This is a genomic window from Streptomyces sp. NPDC053076, from assembly GCF_044546845.1.
Taxonomy (GTDB): domain Bacteria; phylum Actinomycetota; class Actinomycetes; order Streptomycetales; family Streptomycetaceae; genus Streptomyces.
On record NZ_JBITZL010000004.1, the window covers coordinates 236,871 to 251,974 of the forward strand.

Consider the following 15,104-nt stretch of genomic DNA (forward strand, 5'->3'; position numbering starts at 1 on the left):
CCTCGCGGGAACCACCGGAACACGCTGGGGAGCGGCTGCGGCACCGTCGCGGCCGACCGCGCAGTCCCCCGCGCCCCTGCGGGCGCTGCTCAGCCGATGCGGTGCATCCAGCCGTGCTTGTCCTCGGTCATGCCGCGCTGGATGCCGAGCAGGGCCTCGCGCAGCCGGCCGGTGACCGGGCCGGGCGTGCCGTCGCCGTGCGACCACTGGTCCGTCTTGGTCTTGACGTGACCGATCGGGGTGACCACGGCGGCGGTGCCGCACGCGAAGACCTCGGTGAGGGCGCCGGAGGCGGCGTCCGCCCGCCACTGCTCAAGGGTGATCGTGCCCTCCTCGGCGGTGTAGCCGAGGTCGCGGGCGACCTGGAGGAGGGAGTCGCGGGTGATGCCCTCCAGGATCGAGCCGGTCAGCGACGGGGTGACGATCCGGTCGCCGTAGACGAAGGCGACGTTCATGCTGCCGCTCTCCTCGACCTTGGTGCGGGTGACCGCGTCGAGGTAGACGACCTGGTCGCAGCCGTGCGCGGCGGCCTCGGCCTGCGGGAGCAGGGAGGCGGCGTAGTTGCCGCCGGTCTTGGCGTCGCCGGTGCCGCCCGGAACGGCGCGGACGTGGTCCTCGGAGACCCAGATGGTGACCGGCTTCACGCCACCGGCGAAGTAGGCGCCGGACGGGGAGGCGATCAGCATGAACAGGTACTCGTTGGCCGGGTGGACGCCGAGCGCGGCCTCCGTGGCGAACATGAACGGCCGCAGGTACAGCGACTCCTCACCACCGTGCGGCGGGACCCAGTCGGCGTCCTGGGAGAGCAGCGCGTCCAGGGCGGCGATGAACAGCTCCTCGGGCAGCTCGGCCATGGCCATACGGCGGGCGGAGGTGCGGAAGCGGCGGGCGTTGGCCTCGGGGCGGAACAGCGCGATCGAGCCGTCGGCCTGACGGTATGCCTTCAGGCCCTCGAAGATCTCCTGGCCGTAGTGCAGGACGTGGGTGGAGGGGTCCAGGGAGATCGGGCCGTACGGGACGAGCTGGGCGTCGTGCCAGCCGCGGCCCTCGGTCCACTTGATGGTCACCATGTGGTCGGTGAAGTGGCGGCCGAATCCCGGGTTGGCCAGGATCGCCTCGCGCTCGGTGGCGGCGAGCGGGCTGGCGGACGGCTTGAGCTCGATCGTGGGCGTCGTCATCAGTGGTGTCCTTCACCGGTTGTAGTGACGGGCCGCGTCACGCCTGTACTGCCGGTCGTCGGTGCTAGGACGTCCGAGCATTCCCTCATGTCGCGGCCCCGCGTTCGATTATCGCGCGGGGGGCGGCAGCGGACGGAATCGGGGTGATGCGGCCCGGGTTCGATGGTGGCACCCGGCGAGGCACAGGAAAAGCCGCCGGGTGCGGCAGCGACCCGGCGGCTTGGGTGTAGCGCGGCGGGTCAGCCGGCTACGCGTACGGCGAGCGCGTCGCCGACCTCGGAGGTGGAGCGGGCGGGCTTGCCGACACGCTCGGTCAGGTCGGCGGCGACCGCCGCGTCGATGCGGTCGGCCTCCGCGTCGTAGCCGAGGTGACGCAGCAGCAGGCCGACGGACAGGACGGTGGCGGTGGGGTCCGCCTTGCCCTGGCCGGCGATGTCGGGCGCCGAGCCGTGGACCGGCTCGAACATGGAGGGGAACTCCCGGCCGGGGTTGATGTTCCCGGAGGCGGCCACGCCGATGCCGCCGGAGACGGCCGCGGCGAGGTCGGTGATGATGTCACCGAAGAGGTTGTCGGTGACGATGACGTCGAAGCGGCCGGGGTCGGTGACGAGGTAGATCGTCGCCGCGTCGACGTGGATGTAGTCGGTGGTGACCTCGGGGAACTCCTTGGCCACCTGGTTGAAGATGTTCGTCCACAGGTGCCCGGCGAAGGTCAGCACGTTGTTCTTGTGGACCAGCGTGAGCTTCTTGCGCGGGCGTGCCTGGGCGCGGGCGAAGGCGTCACGGACGACGCGCTCGACACCGAAGGCCGTGTTGACGGAGACCTCGGTGGCGACCTCGTGCTCCGTGCCCTTGCGGATGGTGCCGCCGTTGCCGGTGTACGGGCCCTCGGTGCCCTCGCGGACGACGACGAAGTCGATCTCCGGCTGGCCGGCGAGCGGGGTGGCGACACCGGGGAGCAGCTTCGACGGGCGCAGGTTGACGTGGTGGTCGAAGGCGAAGCGGAGCTTGAGCAGGAAGCCGCGCTCCAGCACGCCGGAGGGCACCGACGGGTCGCCGATCGCGCCGAGCAGGATGACGTCGTGCCGCTTGAGCTGCTCCAGGTCGCCGTCGGTGAGGGTCTCACCGGTGGCGTGGTAGCGGCGGGCGCCGAAGTCGTACTCCTTGGTCTCCAGCTTCACATCCTGCGGCAGGACGGCGGAGAGGACCTTGAGACCCTCGGCCACGACCTCCTGGCCGATGCCGTCACCGGGGATCACTGCGAGATTGATGCTGCGAGACATGCCCGGCACCCTACTCCTCGTCCCATGGGATGACACACCTTGTCCGTCATGCGGACACCCGGACGGGTTGCCGGCGTCCACCCGTCGGCCCACGTTCACCCGTAGGTGGCACGGGTGTTGGGCTCCGGTGGAAGATTCCCTGACATGGAGACCCCTGACGTCGGCATTCCGCGTCCGCTCGCCGAGCGGCTGAGCATGGCCGAGCAGTACGAGTACCTGCGCACCCGCGTGCTCCCGCGCCGCACGCTGGTGACCGCGGGCACGGTGGCGGGCGGCCTGCTGACGGGCTGCGGCACCGCGGCCGGGAAGCCGCGGCCGGCCACCTCGCGGGCGCAGGGCTCGGCGGCCCTCCCCTTCGGCCGCCATCTCGCCTTCGGCTCCGACCCCAGGACCGGGACACGGATCTCCTGGCAGGTGCCGTTCGCCGTGAAGCGGCCGTACGTGCGCGTCGGCCTGCGTCCGGACGACCTCGGGCGCCGCGTCGCGGCGGAGCTGCGCCCGCTGCACACGCCCGCGGTGCAGGGGGTGCGCCCCGCACTGGAGCAGTACTACCTGCACGCGGCCGTGGACGGCCTCACGCCCGGCACCACCTACTACTACGGCGTCGGGCACGACGGCTGGGAACCCACGGCCCCCGCCCACCGCGCGGCCATCGCCTCCTTCCGCACGGCGCCCGCGCGCCCTGAGCGGTTCGTCTTCACCGCCTTCGGGGACCAGGGCGTGGGCCGGGCCGCGCACGCCAACGACGATGTGCTGCTGCGCCAGAAGCCGGCCTTCCACCTGCACGCCGGTGACATCTGCTACGCGGACGCCAACGGCACCGGCCGGAAGACCGACGGCTACGACCCCGCCTTCTGGGACCTGTTCCTGAAGCAGAACGAGCCGGTCGCACGGTCCGTGCCGTGGATGGTGACGACCGGCAACCACGACATGGAAGCCTGGTACTCGCCGGACGGCTACGGCGGCCAACTGGCCCGGTTCTCCCTCCCCGGGACCGGCTTCGACCCGCACGGCACACCGGGCGCGTACACGTTCACCTACGGCAACGCCGCCTTCGTCGCGCTGGACGCCAACGACGTGTCGTACGAGATCCCCGCCAACCTCGGGCACACCGGCGGCCGGCAGACGGCCTGGCTGGACCGGACGCTACGGCGGCTGCGCGCCGCCGACGGCATCGACTTCCTGGTCGTCTTCTTCCACCACTGCGCCTACTCCACCTCGCAGCACGCCTCGGACGGGGGCATACGGCGGGAGTGGCTGCCGCTGTTCGCGAAGCACCAGGTGGACCTGGTGATCAACGGCCACAACCATGTGTACGAGCGCACGGACGCGATCAGGTCCGGACGGGTCGGCCGGGCGGTGCCCGTGGGCGGCTCCACCGATCCCACCAGGGACGGCACGGTGTACGTCACGGCGGGCGGCGGGGGCCGGGACCTGTACTCCTTCCCCTCGGGCGTCAAGGACAGCTACGAGGGACACGTCACCCGGCACGGGACCGTGCCGACCTTCGCCTGGGCGCGGGGCGGACACCGCACGCCGGAGACGGTGGAGTGGTCCCGGGTCCGCTACACCGGCTTCTCGCTGCTCTCGGTGGAGGTGCGGGCCGGCGCGTCACCGCGGCTCGCGGTGTCGGCGCTGGCCCAGAACGGGCGCCGGATCGACCACTTCGAGGTGCGGCGCGGCGGGTGACCGACCGCTGCGGAGTGCGGCGAGCGGGGAATCGACCGCCGCGGACCGCGGCGCGGCGGATGAGCGCCGCGCCGCACCCCGTGCGGGTGCGGCTCCCGGCTGGTGGTCCGGCTCAGTGGCCGGTCTCGCCACCGTTGTCCCGGCGGTCCAGGGCGCGCTGGAGGGCGGCGGCGGCGTTCTTGCGGTCGGACTCGCTCGCGCGGGTCGCGTGGCGGACTCGGCGGCGGATGGTCGTCTCGGCCATGGGAATCGACTCCTTCGGCGGAACGCGGAGTACGGCAGTGAGGGGGTACGAGACTCCCCCGCTGCCCGAAAGGCGCGGGAGGTGCCCCCGGAAGGGGCGGAAAGCGTCGGCCGCAGGGGTTGCCTGCACAGGGCCCGACTCACGACCGCCATTCGCTGGATGGAGCGAGACGTTCGGCTCCTCCCAAACTAAGGGAGCGGCCCGCGTCTGTCTGCCCAATTACTCGGACTTCCTACTATCTGAGACGGCGAACCGGAGCACACCGCCGTGAGCTGGGCCTTCGTGCGTTCGGGCGTACCCGCGCCGAGTGCGCGCCGGTCGCGGCCGCGACGGTGACCGACGGGTTCGGGCGGATCGTGGAAGGGTTCCCGCGGATGCTGCGCGGCGGGCCGGCTGGCTCCCGGTCCGCGGATGCTGCGCGGCGGGCACACCGGCTGGATCCCGGTCCGCGGATGCTGCGCGGCGGGCACACCGGCTGGATCCCGGTCCGCGCCGCCCCGGCGCACCCGTCAGGCGACGTCGCCGTCCCGCCAGTCGAGGACCAGCTCCCCGGCCGGGTCGAGGGGGCCGGCGAGCGCGGGCCACAGGTACAGGTCCCCTTCCTCCTCCGGCAGCCGTACGATCCCGTCCGGCGAGAGGGCGTGCACCTGTCCGGGCCAGCGCAGCCACCCCCGGGCGGTGTACAGCGGGGCACCGTCCTCGCTCGCCGACAGCGCGCCGAGGTCGTAGGCCCGCTCGACGACCCGCTCCAGCGCGGCCATCACCCGCCCGCCGAGCCCGGTGCGCCGCACGTCGGCCCGTACCGCGACGGCCTCCACGTATCCGGTGCGCAGCCAGCGCCCCCGGTGCCGCAGCCGGCGCATCACCACGGAGCCGTGCGCGGCGAGCCCGGCGTCGTCCTGGACGAGCACGTGCATGCCGCCCAGCCCGTGCTGCCAGTCCTCGTCGGAGAAGTCCCCGTCGAAGGCCGCGTCCAACAGGGCGCGGGCGGCACTGAGTTCGGAGGGTTCCAGCTCGGCGGTGTGCGCGACTCGCAGGGTCATGACGCCAGTATCGCGGCGCGGCCCGCGGCCCGGACGCGCGCGCATGGGAACGGCCCGGGAGGCCCGCTCGGATGTCGGGCTTCCCGGGCCGTGCTCGCGGGGCGGTCAGCCCATGTGCGGGTAGGCGTAGTCGGTCGGCGCGACCAGGGTCTCCTTGATGGCGCGGGTCAGCGTCCAGCGCAGGAGGTTCTGGGGGGCACCGGCCTTGTCGTTGGTGCCGGAGGCGCGGCCGCCGCCGAAGGGCTGCTGGCCGACCACGGCGCCGGTCGACTTGTCGTTGATGTAGAAGTTGCCCGCGGCGTAGCGGAGCTTCTCCATCGTGTGGGCCGCGGCGGCGCGGTCGTTCGCGATGACCGAACCGGTGAGGGCGTAGTCCGACACCGACTCCATCTGGGCCAGCATCTCGTCGTACTTGTCGTCCTCGTACACGTGCACGGCGAGGATGGGGCCGAAGTACTCGGTCGTGAAGACCTCGTTCTCCGGGTCGGTGCACTCGATGACGGTCGGGCGGACGAAGTAGCCGACCGAGTCGTCGTAGGTGCCGCCCGCGACGATCGTGCAGGTCGGGTCCGCCTTGGCGCGGTCGATCGCGGCCTTGTTCTTGGCGAAGGAACGGTCGTCGATCACGGCGCCGATGAAGTTCGACAGGTCCGTGACGTCACCCATGGTGAGGTAGTCGACCTCGGCCGCGAACTCCTCCTTGAAGCCCGAGTTCCAGATGGAGGCCGGGATGTAGGCGCGGGAGGTGGCGCTGCACTTCTGGCCCTGGTACTCGAAGGCGCCGCGGGTCAGGGCCGTCTTGAGGACGGCGCGGTCGGCCGAGGGGTGCGCGACGAGGAAGTCCTTGCCGCCGGTCTCGCCGACCAGGCGCGGGTACGAGCGGTACTTCTCGATGTTGTTGCCGACCGTCTTCCACAGGTACTGGAAGGTCTTGGTCGAGCCGGTGAAGTGGATGCCGGCCAGGTCGCGGTGGTTGAGGGCGACCTCGGAGACGGCGATGCCGTCACCGGTGACCAGGTTGATGACGCCCTTCGGCAGGCCCGCCTCCTCCAGCAGCTGCATGAGCAGGACGGCGGCGTGGGTCTGGGTCGGGGACGGCTTCCAGACCACCACGTTGCCCATCAGGGCCGGGGCGGTGGGCAGGTTCGCCGCGATCGCCGAGAAGTTGAACGGCGTGATCGCGTAGACGAAGCCCTCCAGCGGGCGGTGGTCCAGGCGGTTCCACACGCCCGGGGAGTTCGCCGGGGGCTGCTCGGCCAGGATCTGGCGGGCGTAGTGGACGTTGAAGCGCCAGAAGTCGACCAGCTCGCAGGGGCTGTCGATCTCGGCCTGCTGGGCGGTCTTGGACTGGCCCAGCATGGTGGAGGCGGCGATGGTCTCGCGCCACGGGCCGGCCAGCAGCTCGGCGGCGCGCAGGATGATCGCGGCGCGGTCGTCGAAGGCCATCGCGCGCCAGGCCGGCGCGGCGGCCAGGGCCGCGTCGATGGCGTCCTGGGCGTCCTGCCGGGTGGCGTTGCGCAGGGTGCCGATGACGGACTTGTGGTTGTGCGGCTGGACCACCTGGATGGTCTCGCCGCCGCCCATCCGCTTCTCGCCGCCGATGGTCATCGGCAGGTCGATCGGGTTCTCGGCCAGCTCCTTGAGCTTGACCTCCAGCCGGGCGCGCTCGGGCGAGCCGGGGGCATAGCCGTGCACCGGCTCGTTGACGGGGGTGGGGACCTGGGTCACAGCGTCCATGAGATCCTTGACTCCTTGTACGTGAGCGGGTGTTCGGGCTCAGCCCTTGGTGATCATGCTGCGGACGAAGAAGCCCGGGTTCGCGGGCTTCCCGGCGAGGCGGCGCATGCTGTGCTGTCCCGGGGGACGACCCCCGGACCCCCGGCCGACGCCGCGGCACGGCCTCGTTGCATCAGCCACGGGTGATCATGCTCCTCATGAAGAAGCGCAGGTTCGCGGGCTTCTCGGCGAGGCGGCGCATGAAGTAGCCGTACCAGTCGGTGCCGTAGGCGGTGTAGACGCGCATGCGGTGGCCCTCCGCGGCCAGCCGCAGGTGCTCCTCGCCACGGATGCCGTACAGCATCTGGAACTCGTACTCGTCGAGTTTACGGCCGGCCTTGTGGGCCAGTTCCTGGGCGATCGCGATCAGGCGCGGGTCGTGGGACCCGACCATCGGGTAGCCCTCGCCCTCCATCAGCGTCCTCAGGACGCGCACGTACGCCTTGTCGATCTCGTGCTTCTGCTGGTAGGCGACCTCGGCGGGCTCCTTGTAGGCGCCCTTGACCAGGCGGACGCGGCTGCCGGACTCCGCCAGGCGACGGGCATCGGCCTCGGTCCGGAAGAGGTACGCCTGGATGACGCAGCCGGTCTGCGGGAAGTCCTTCCGCAGCTCCTCGTGGATGGCGAACATCGAGTCCAGCGTGGTGTGGTCCTCGGCGTCCAGGGTGACCGTCGTGCCGATGGCGGCGGCGGCCTCGACGACCGGGCGGACGTTGGCGAGGGCCAGCTCGTGGCCGCCCTCCAGCGCCTGGCCGAACATGGACAGCTTGACCGACATCTCGACCCGCTCGCCGAGCTCCAGCTCCTTGAGGTGGTCGATCAGCGCCAGGTAGGCGTCCCGGGCGGCGGCCGCCTGCCCGGGGGTGGTGATGTCCTCGCCGACGACGTCCATCGTCAGCTCCAGGCCCTTGGCCGTCAGGTCCTTGATGATCGGGACGACGTCGGCCACGGTCTCGCCGGGGATGAACCGGTCGACGACCTGCTTGGTGACCGGGGCCGCCGAGATCAGGCGTCGCATCCGGTCGCTGCGCGACGCGGCGAGAATCACGGGACCCAGCACGGGGCACCTCCACAAGACCAAAAGTAGGCCGAGACCCGACCATTCGGGTACGGCACGGAGAACCACCGTGAAACCTAAGGATTGCTCCGATCGTCGGCCATCGACAGCTGTCACGCATCCGTTGCCGGGATCTCAGACAGATGTATGAAGGGCGCCGGGAAATGGGGGAGAATGCCCGAGTGGCGGCGGAATACAAGGCGGACCACCAGGAGCTGGTGGACGAGATCTCGGAGCTGCTGGGCGTCCCGGCGACCCTGGAGAACCGGGACTTCGAGCTGATCGCCTTCGGCGCGTACGACAGCGACGACGAGCTGGACGCCTCCGCGCTGGACCCGGTGCGCACCCGCTCGATCCTGACCCGGCGCTCCACGGCGACGGTCCGGGTCTGGTTCGAGGGCTTCGGCATCACCCGCGCGACCGGCCCGGTAAGGATTCCGCCGAGCCCGGAGGCCGGCGTCTACCGCGGCCGGATCTGTCTGCCGGTACGCCATCGGGGTGTCGTCCTCGGCTACGTCTGGCTCCTGGACGGCGATCCCGGGCCGACGGACGCGCAGCTGGCCGCGGCGATGGAGGTGGCGGGCCGGATCGGCGCGCTCCTCGCGGACGAGGCGGAGGCCGGGGCGGGGCTGAGCCGGGAGCTGCGGGCGGTGCTCACCGCGGAGCGGGGCTGGCAGCGGGACATGGCGGTGGCCGACCTGCGCACCGCTCTCGGCCCCCGCGCCGACGGCCCCCTCACCCTGGTGTGTGTCGCACCCTGGCCGTCGGCCGACCCGGACGACGCCCCTGCCGCCCGTACGATCCCCCACGCCGCGGCGCTGTGCACGCTGCCGTGGGGAGCGACGGGGCAGAGCCTGGCAGTGCTGGTACGGCTGCGGAGCACCGGGACGAGCACCCCCGCGCTGGCGGCGGCCGCCCGGCTGCTGAAGGAGGCCGAGGGGGCTCGTGGGGTAGCGGGCGACGTGGCGCGCGGGGCCGGGGCCCGGGTGGCGGCGGCGGTCGCCGCGGGACTCGGCGCGCAGGCCGGGGCGACCGGATGCGCCGCGGGGGTCGGCGAGCCCCGCACCGGACTCGCCGAGCTGGACACGGTGTGGCAGGAGGCGTCGGCCGCCGCGCGCGCCGCGCTGGCCGAGACACGGTTCGGACCGGTCGCTCAGTGGGCGGGAATCGGGGCGTACCGGCTGCTGACCGCGCTGCCGCCGGAGGCCGCGCAGGACCGTGTGGTCGGCCCCCTCCTCGCCCCCGCCCACCGGGAGCTGGCCCGCACGGCCGAGGTCTACCTCGACTGCGCGGGCCAGGCCGGGCGCGCGGCCTCCGAGCTGGGCATCCACCGCCAGACGCTGTACTACCGGCTGTCCCGGGTGGAGCGGCTGACCGGCCTGGACCTGGACGACGGCGAGGACCGGCTGCTGCTGCACATGGCGTTGAAACGGGCGCGGTTGTGACCGCCTCACGGATCACCGTCGGGCGGGCGCCGCGCCGGTGATCGCGCTGGGGCGCGAGGGAGACCGGCGTCGGCGGCGCCGGGGGCGCTGCCGGGGCCGGGGGCGCTGCCGGGGCCGGGGGCGCTGCCGGGGCCGGCCGGGTCAGCTCCTGGCGGCTCCCCGCATCACCCGTCGCAGCCCCTCCGTGAGCTGCTCGGCGGTGCTCGCCGAGTCGGGGTCGAAGAGCCACTGGACCATGAGCCCGTTGAGGAGGGTCTGGTAGAGGCGGCCCTCGGTCTCGGCCGCCGCCGGGTCGAGGTCGGCCTCCGGGACGCCGCTGAACAGGGCGGTGAGCCCCACGCGGCCCTCCAGCTGCGCCGCCGCCAGGAGCTTGCGCACCTCCTCCAGCCGCTCGTCCTGGAACATCAGCTCGAAGCTCAGGAGCCAGATCGCCCGCGACTCCGGCACCGTGCGGATGACACTGGTCCACACCTCCTGGAAGCGCTCCAGCGACCCCGGAGGCTGCGTCACCTTGCCGCCGAGCCCGGGGTCGAACCGCTCCCCCACGCCTTCGATCAGCGAGACGTACGCCTGCACCAGCAGCTCGGCCTTCGACCCGTAGTGGTAGCCGATCGACGCCAGGTTGGTGCCCGACTCCTTGACGATGTCCCGCGCCGTCGTGCGCAGGAACCCCTTCTCCAGCAGGCAGCGCTTGGCGCCTTCGAGCAGATCCTCACGGTGTCCCATGCGGCCACCCTATCCGGGATCCATACGACTGTCCTATACGCATGACCTATACATGCGTTCTAGACAGACGTTTAATACATCCGTACAGTCCTCGGCATGACGAACTCGACGAGCTCCACCACACCCGTCGGCGCCGACAGCGCCGCCCCCGCCCGTGCCGGGCGCCGCGAGTGGACCGCCATGGGCGTGCTGATGCTGCCGCTGCTGCTGGTCTCGATGGACGTCTCCGTCCTGTACTTCGCGACCCCCGCCATCAGCGCAGACCTGCACCCGAGCGGCACCCAGCAGCTGTGGATCTTCGACGTCTACGGATTCGTCCTGGCCGGCCTGCTGATGACCATGGGCTCACTCGGCGACCGCATCGGCCGCCGCCGGCTCCTGCTCATGGGCGCCGCCGCCTTCGGCACCGCCTCCGTCCTCGCGGCCTACGCCAACAGCGCCGAGACCCTGATCGCGGCCCGGGCGATCCTCGGCATCGGCGGCGCGACACTGATGCCGTCCACGATGGCGCTGGTGCGGACGATGTTCACCGACCCCGCCCAGCGGGGCAAGGCGATCGCCCTGTGGTCCGGCGTGATGACCGGCGGCATCGCCCTCGGCTCGGTGATGAGCGGCATCCTGGTCGAGCACTTCTGGTGGGGCTCGGTCTTCCTGGTCAACCTGCCCGCGATGCTGCTCCTGCTGCTCCTCGGTCCCGTGCTGCTGCCCGAGTCGAAGAACTCCCGGCCCGGCCGCTTCGACTGGGTGAGCGTCCCGCTGTCGATGGCCGCCGTGCTCCCCGTGATCTACGGCGTGAAGGAGATCCCCTCCGAGGGCTGGCGCCCGCTGTACGTCGTCTCGATCGCCGTCGGCCTGCTCTTCTCGGCCCTCTTCGTCCACCGGCAGCGCACCAGCAGCTCGCCGCTGATCCCGCCGGCCCTGCTGAAGGGCCGGGGCTTCACCCCGGCGCTGGTGCTGAACCTCCTTGCCGCGCTCGCCATGATGGGCTCGGCCATCTTCACCACGCAGTACCTTCAGTCGGTCCTCGGCAAGGGCCCGCTGGCGGCGGCCCTGTGGAGCCTGCTGCCCTCGGTCTTCATCGGAGTCGCCGGTCCGCTCACCGCGCAGCTCGTCCAGCGGGGCGTCAACCGGGGTTATGTCGTCGCCGGCGGCTTCCTGGCCATGGCGGCCGGGTACTCGATGCTCGCCCTCGTCGGCACCGACTCGCTGTGGCTGGTGCTGGCCGGGGCCGGCGTCCTGGCCTGCGGGATGGTCGCCATCTCGGCCCAGTTGGCCGACCTGGCCATGAGCAGCGCCCCGGTGGAGCGGGCGGGCACGGCCTCCGCCCTGCTGGAGACCGGCACCGAGTTCGGCGGCGCGCTCGGCATGGCGGTCCTCGGCTCCATCGGTGCGGCGGTCTACCGCCACGAGATGCCGTCCACCGCTCCGGCCGGGGCCCGCGAGACCCTGGGCGGTGCCCTCGTCACGGCGGCGGACCTGCCCGGCCGGGCCGGTGAGTCCCTGCTCATCACCGCCCGGGAGGCGTTCACCAGCGGTTTCCAGGGCGCGGCGATCGCCGGGGCGGTGCTGACGGCGCTGGCGGCGGTGGGCGCGGCGGTGACGCTGCGAGGGGTCGACGCCGGGCAGAACCAGAAGTAGGACGACGGCAGAACGCCGGTCAGGCTGAGAGAGCTCAGCCTGACCGGCGTTCTGTCGTTGCCCGGGTCAGGGGCCGAAGCGGGGCCCGGGGGCGGCAGCCCCCGGACGACGGCCTCAGACCAGGTTCACCGAGCGGGCGGACGTCGCACCGATCTCGGAGGCGACCTCGGCCAGCACACCGGCGTCCACCGTGTCGTCGACGGTCAGCACCGCCAGCGCCTCGCCGCCCGCCGCCGCGCGGGCGACCTGCATGCCGGCGATGTTGAGGCCCGCCTCGCCGAGGATGCGGCCGACGGTGCCGACGACACCCGGACGGTCCTCGTAGCGCAGGACGACCATGTGGTCGGCGAGCGCGAGGTCGACGTCGTAGTCGCCGACCGCGACGATCTTCTGGACGTGCTTGGGGCCGGCCAGCGTGCCGGAGACCGACACCTCCTCGCCGGTGCCCAGCGTGCCGCGCACGGTCACCACGTTGCGGTGTTCGGCCGACTCCGAGCTGGTGGTCAGCCGGACCTCGACACCGCGCTCCTGCGCGAACAGCGGCGCGTTGACGTACGACACGGTCTCGTCGACGACGTCCTCGAAGACACCCTTGAGCGCGGACAGCTCCAGCACCTTGACGTCGTGCTGGGTGATCTCGCCGTAGACCTCGACGTCGAGGCGGACCGCGACCTCACCGGCGAGCGCCGTGAAGATCCGGCCGAGGCGCTCGGCGAGCGGCAGACCCGGCTTGACGTCCTCGGCGATGACACCGCCCTGGACGTTGACGGCGTCCGGCACCAGCTCACCGGCGAGGGCGAGGCGCACGGACCTGGCGACGGCGATGCCGGCCTTCTCCTGGGCCTCGTCGGTCGACGCGCCCAGGTGCGGGGTGCACACGACCTGGTCCAGCTCGAAGAGCGGGGAGTCCGTGCACGGCTCCTTGGCGTACACGTCGAGGCCGGCGCCGGCGACCCGGCCCTCCTTCAGCGCCGCGTACAGCGCCGCCTCGTCGACGATGCCGCCGCGGGCCGCGTTGACGATGCGCACGCTGGGCTTGACCTTGCGCAGCGCCTCGTCGCCGATCAGGCCGAGGGTCTCGGGGGTCTTGGGCAGGTGGACGGTGATGAAGTCGGAGACCTCGAGCAGCTCGTCCAGGGACAGCACCTTGACGCCCATCTGAGCGGCCCGCGCGGGCTGCACATAGGGGTCGTAGGCGACGACCTTCATGCCGAAGGCGGACATGCGCTGCGCGACGAGGGCGCCGATGCGGCCGAGGCCCACGACACCGAGGGTCTTCTCGGCCAGTTCGACGCCCGTGTACTTGCTGCGCTTCCACTCGCCGTTCTTCAGCGCGGCGTTGGCCTGCGGGATGTTGCGGGCGGTGGAGAGGAGAAGACCGCAGGCCAGCTCGGCGGCGGTCACGATGTTGGAGGTCGGGGCGTTGACGACCATCACGCCGGCCTTGGTGGCGGCGGAGACGTCGACGTTGTCCAGACCGACGCCGGCTCGCGCGACGACCTTGAGCTTCTTCGCGGCGGCGACGGCCTCGGCATCGACCTTGGTGGCCGAGCGGATCAGGATCGCGTCGACGTCGGCGATCGCGGGGAGCAGTTCGGCTCGGTCCGCTCCGTTGGCGTGCCGGATCTCGAAGTCCGGGCCGAGTGCGTCGACGGTCGCGGGCGAAAGCTCTTCAGCGATGAGTACGACAGGTTTCGAGCTCACGTGAGTCCTCACAAGTCCAATGCGGACGGCCGTCCCGACGGCCGCAGGCGGTGGAGGGGCTAGCCGCGGAAGACGCACGACGCTGTGGGCCTGACGCGTGTTGTCCAGCAGTCTAGTGGCGTGGCGGGCGGCGTATTGCGCCTCCACGGAAGGATCACCCGTCCGTGGCTGGACGGGGTGGACAACAGGGGCCGGAGCGATTCCGCCCCGGCCCCCGTCATGAGGCTTACGCCTCTTCGTTCACCCAGCTCATCAGCTTGCGCAGCTGCTTGCCGGTGGTTTCCAGCAGGTGCTCGGAGTCCTGCTGCTTGTACTCGTTGTACTTCTTCAGACCGCCGTGGTACTCGTCCATCCAGTTGGTGGCGAAGGTGCCGTCCTGGATCTCGGCGAGGACCTTCTTCATCTCGGCCTTGGTGGCGTCGGTGATGATCCGCGGGCCGGTGACGTAGTCGCCCCACTCGGCGGTCTCGGAGACCGACCAGCGCATCTTCTCCAGGCCGCCCTCGTACATGAGGTCCACGATCAGCTTCAGCTCGTGCAGGCACTCGAAGTAGGCGATCTCCGGCTGGTAGCCCGCCTCGACCAGGGTCTCGAAGCCGGCCTTGACCAGCGCGGAGGTGCCACCGCACAGGACGGCCTGCTCACCGAAGAGGTCGGTCTCGGTCTCCTCGGTGAAGGTCGTCTTGATGACACCGGCGCGGGTGCCGCCGATGGCCTTGGCGTAGGAGAGGGCCAGCGGGAAGGCGTTGCCCGTGGCGTCCTGCTCCACCGCGGCGATCGCCGGAACGCCCCGGCCCTCCTCGTACTGACGGCGCACCAGGTGACCCGGGCCCTTCGGGGCGACCAGGGCGACGTCGACACCGGCCGGGGGCTTGATGAAGCCGAAGCGGATGTTGAAGCCGTGGGCGAAGAACAGCGCGTCGCCGTCCTTCAGGTTCGGGGCGATGGACTCCTCGTAGACCTGGGCCTGGATCGGGTCCGGGATGAGGATCATGATGACGTCGGCCTCGGCGGCGGCCTCGGCCGGGCTCACCACACGCAGGCCCTGCTCCTCGGCCTTCGCCTTGGACTTGGAGCCCTCGTGCAGACCGACACGGACGTCGACACCGGAGTCACGCAGCGACAGGGCGTGGGCGTGGCCCTGGCTGCCGTAGCCGATGACCGCGACCTTGCGGCCCTGGATGATGGACAGGTCGGCGTCGGCGTCGTAGAACAGCTCGGCCACTTTGGGTTCTCTCCTTGGTGTGCTGATGGTGCGTCCCACCGTATGCCGGTGGGGGGAAGGGAAGTTTCGGGGTCTCGGCATACGGGCGACCGGCGT

General features: G+C 71.6%; 12 protein-coding genes. 3 read left to right on the forward strand and 9 right to left on the reverse strand.

Going from position 1 to position 15,104, the window contains the following annotated elements:
- Positions 1 to 89: 89 nt before the first annotated feature.
- Positions 90 to 1,178, reverse strand: coding sequence for a branched-chain amino acid aminotransferase (locus ACIGYR_RS18520; protein ID WP_391847117.1), 1,089 nt, complete (start codon positions 1,176 to 1,178; stop codon positions 90 to 92).
- 239 nt (positions 1,179 to 1,417) lie between these two features.
- Positions 1,418 to 2,461: a 3-isopropylmalate dehydrogenase gene (locus tag ACIGYR_RS18525; RefSeq protein ID WP_391847115.1), complete on the reverse strand. Its 1,044-nt coding sequence runs from the start codon at positions 2,459 to 2,461 to the stop codon at positions 1,418 to 1,420.
- Between the two features lie 144 nt (positions 2,462 to 2,605).
- On the opposite strand from ACIGYR_RS18525, the gene ACIGYR_RS18530 reads away from it, so the two are divergent.
- On the forward strand, positions 2,606 to 4,150 hold the full coding sequence (locus tag ACIGYR_RS18530) for a purple acid phosphatase family protein (protein ID WP_399598225.1): 1,545 nt from the start codon (positions 2,606 to 2,608) through the stop codon (positions 4,148 to 4,150).
- 112 nt (positions 4,151 to 4,262) lie between these two features.
- On the opposite strand, the gene ACIGYR_RS18535 is transcribed toward ACIGYR_RS18530, so the two are convergent.
- The 4 genes from ACIGYR_RS18535 to ACIGYR_RS18550 all read right to left on the reverse strand — a co-directional run bounded on the left by ACIGYR_RS18535 (position 4,263) and on the right by ACIGYR_RS18550 (position 8,273).
- Positions 4,263 to 4,394, reverse strand: coding sequence for a hypothetical protein (locus tag ACIGYR_RS18535; protein ID WP_391847111.1), 132 nt, complete (start codon positions 4,392 to 4,394; stop codon positions 4,263 to 4,265).
- Positions 4,395 to 4,903: 509 nt separating this feature from the next.
- A complete protein-coding gene (locus ACIGYR_RS18540) occupies positions 4,904 to 5,482 on the reverse strand; it encodes a GNAT family N-acetyltransferase (RefSeq protein WP_399598223.1) in 579 nt (192 codons plus the stop codon).
- Between the two features lie 60 nt (positions 5,483 to 5,542).
- Positions 5,543 to 7,174 (reverse strand): L-glutamate gamma-semialdehyde dehydrogenase, encoded by a 1,632-nt coding sequence (gene pruA / locus ACIGYR_RS18545; RefSeq protein ID WP_391847107.1) that lies wholly within the window; start codon positions 7,172 to 7,174, stop codon positions 5,543 to 5,545.
- A gap of 172 nt (positions 7,175 to 7,346) precedes the next feature.
- Positions 7,347 to 8,273 carry a proline dehydrogenase family protein gene (locus ACIGYR_RS18550; protein WP_391847104.1) on the reverse strand — a complete coding sequence of 309 codons (927 nt, stop codon included), beginning with the start codon at positions 8,271 to 8,273 and terminating at the stop codon, positions 7,347 to 7,349.
- Between the two features lie 161 nt (positions 8,274 to 8,434).
- Here ACIGYR_RS18550 and ACIGYR_RS18555 point away from each other — a divergent pair, with 161 nt between their 5' ends.
- Complete coding sequence (locus tag ACIGYR_RS18555) at positions 8,435 to 9,715, forward strand: PucR family transcriptional regulator (protein ID WP_399598218.1); 1,281 nt, start codon at positions 8,435 to 8,437, stop codon at positions 9,713 to 9,715.
- 141 nt (positions 9,716 to 9,856) lie between these two features.
- Here the strand turns inward: ACIGYR_RS18555 and ACIGYR_RS18560 are convergent, their stop codons facing one another.
- Complete coding sequence (locus ACIGYR_RS18560) at positions 9,857 to 10,441, reverse strand: TetR/AcrR family transcriptional regulator (RefSeq protein WP_399598215.1); 585 nt, start codon at positions 10,439 to 10,441, stop codon at positions 9,857 to 9,859.
- A gap of 96 nt (positions 10,442 to 10,537) precedes the next feature.
- Between ACIGYR_RS18560 and ACIGYR_RS18565 the strand changes: the two genes are divergently transcribed.
- Positions 10,538 to 12,079, forward strand: coding sequence for an MFS transporter (locus ACIGYR_RS18565; protein WP_399598211.1), 1,542 nt, complete (start codon positions 10,538 to 10,540; stop codon positions 12,077 to 12,079).
- Positions 12,080 to 12,193: 114 nt separating this feature from the next.
- Here ACIGYR_RS18565 and serA read toward each other — a convergent pair whose 3' ends face one another.
- Together serA and ilvC are read right to left on the reverse strand one after the other, a co-directional pair.
- Entirely contained in the window at positions 12,194 to 13,783 is a 1,590-nt protein-coding gene (gene serA / locus ACIGYR_RS18570; protein WP_399598209.1) for a phosphoglycerate dehydrogenase, read from the reverse strand.
- Between the two features lie 226 nt (positions 13,784 to 14,009).
- On the reverse strand, positions 14,010 to 15,008 hold the full coding sequence (ilvC, locus tag ACIGYR_RS18575) for a ketol-acid reductoisomerase (protein ID WP_391847094.1): 999 nt from the start codon (positions 15,006 to 15,008) through the stop codon (positions 14,010 to 14,012).
- Positions 15,009 to 15,104 lie beyond the last annotated feature (96 nt).

Bases quoted from the DNA above. Each gene is read 5' to 3' on its own strand.
- ACIGYR_RS18520 (WP_391847117.1), bottom strand. From the start codon at position 1,178: ATGACGACGCCCACGATCGAGCTCAAGCCGTCCGCCAGCCCGCTCGCC.
- ACIGYR_RS18525 (WP_391847115.1), bottom strand. From the start codon at position 2,461: ATGTCTCGCAGCATCAATCTCGCAGTGATCCCCGGTGACGGCATCGGC.
- ACIGYR_RS18530 (WP_399598225.1), top strand. From the start codon at position 2,606: ATGGAGACCCCTGACGTCGGCATTCCGCGTCCGCTCGCCGAGCGGCTG.
- ACIGYR_RS18535 (WP_391847111.1), bottom strand. From the start codon at position 4,394: ATGGCCGAGACGACCATCCGCCGCCGAGTCCGCCACGCGACCCGCGCG.
- ACIGYR_RS18540 (WP_399598223.1), bottom strand. From the start codon at position 5,482: ATGCGCGCGCGTCCGGGCCGCGGGCCGCGCCGCGATACTGGCGTCATG.
- pruA (WP_391847107.1), bottom strand. From the start codon at position 7,174: ATGGACGCTGTGACCCAGGTCCCCACCCCCGTCAACGAGCCGGTGCAC.
- ACIGYR_RS18555 (WP_399598218.1), top strand. From the start codon at position 8,435: ATGGGGGAGAATGCCCGAGTGGCGGCGGAATACAAGGCGGACCACCAG.
- ACIGYR_RS18560 (WP_399598215.1), bottom strand. From the start codon at position 10,441: ATGGGACACCGTGAGGATCTGCTCGAAGGCGCCAAGCGCTGCCTGCTG.
- ACIGYR_RS18565 (WP_399598211.1), top strand. From the start codon at position 10,538: ATGACGAACTCGACGAGCTCCACCACACCCGTCGGCGCCGACAGCGCC.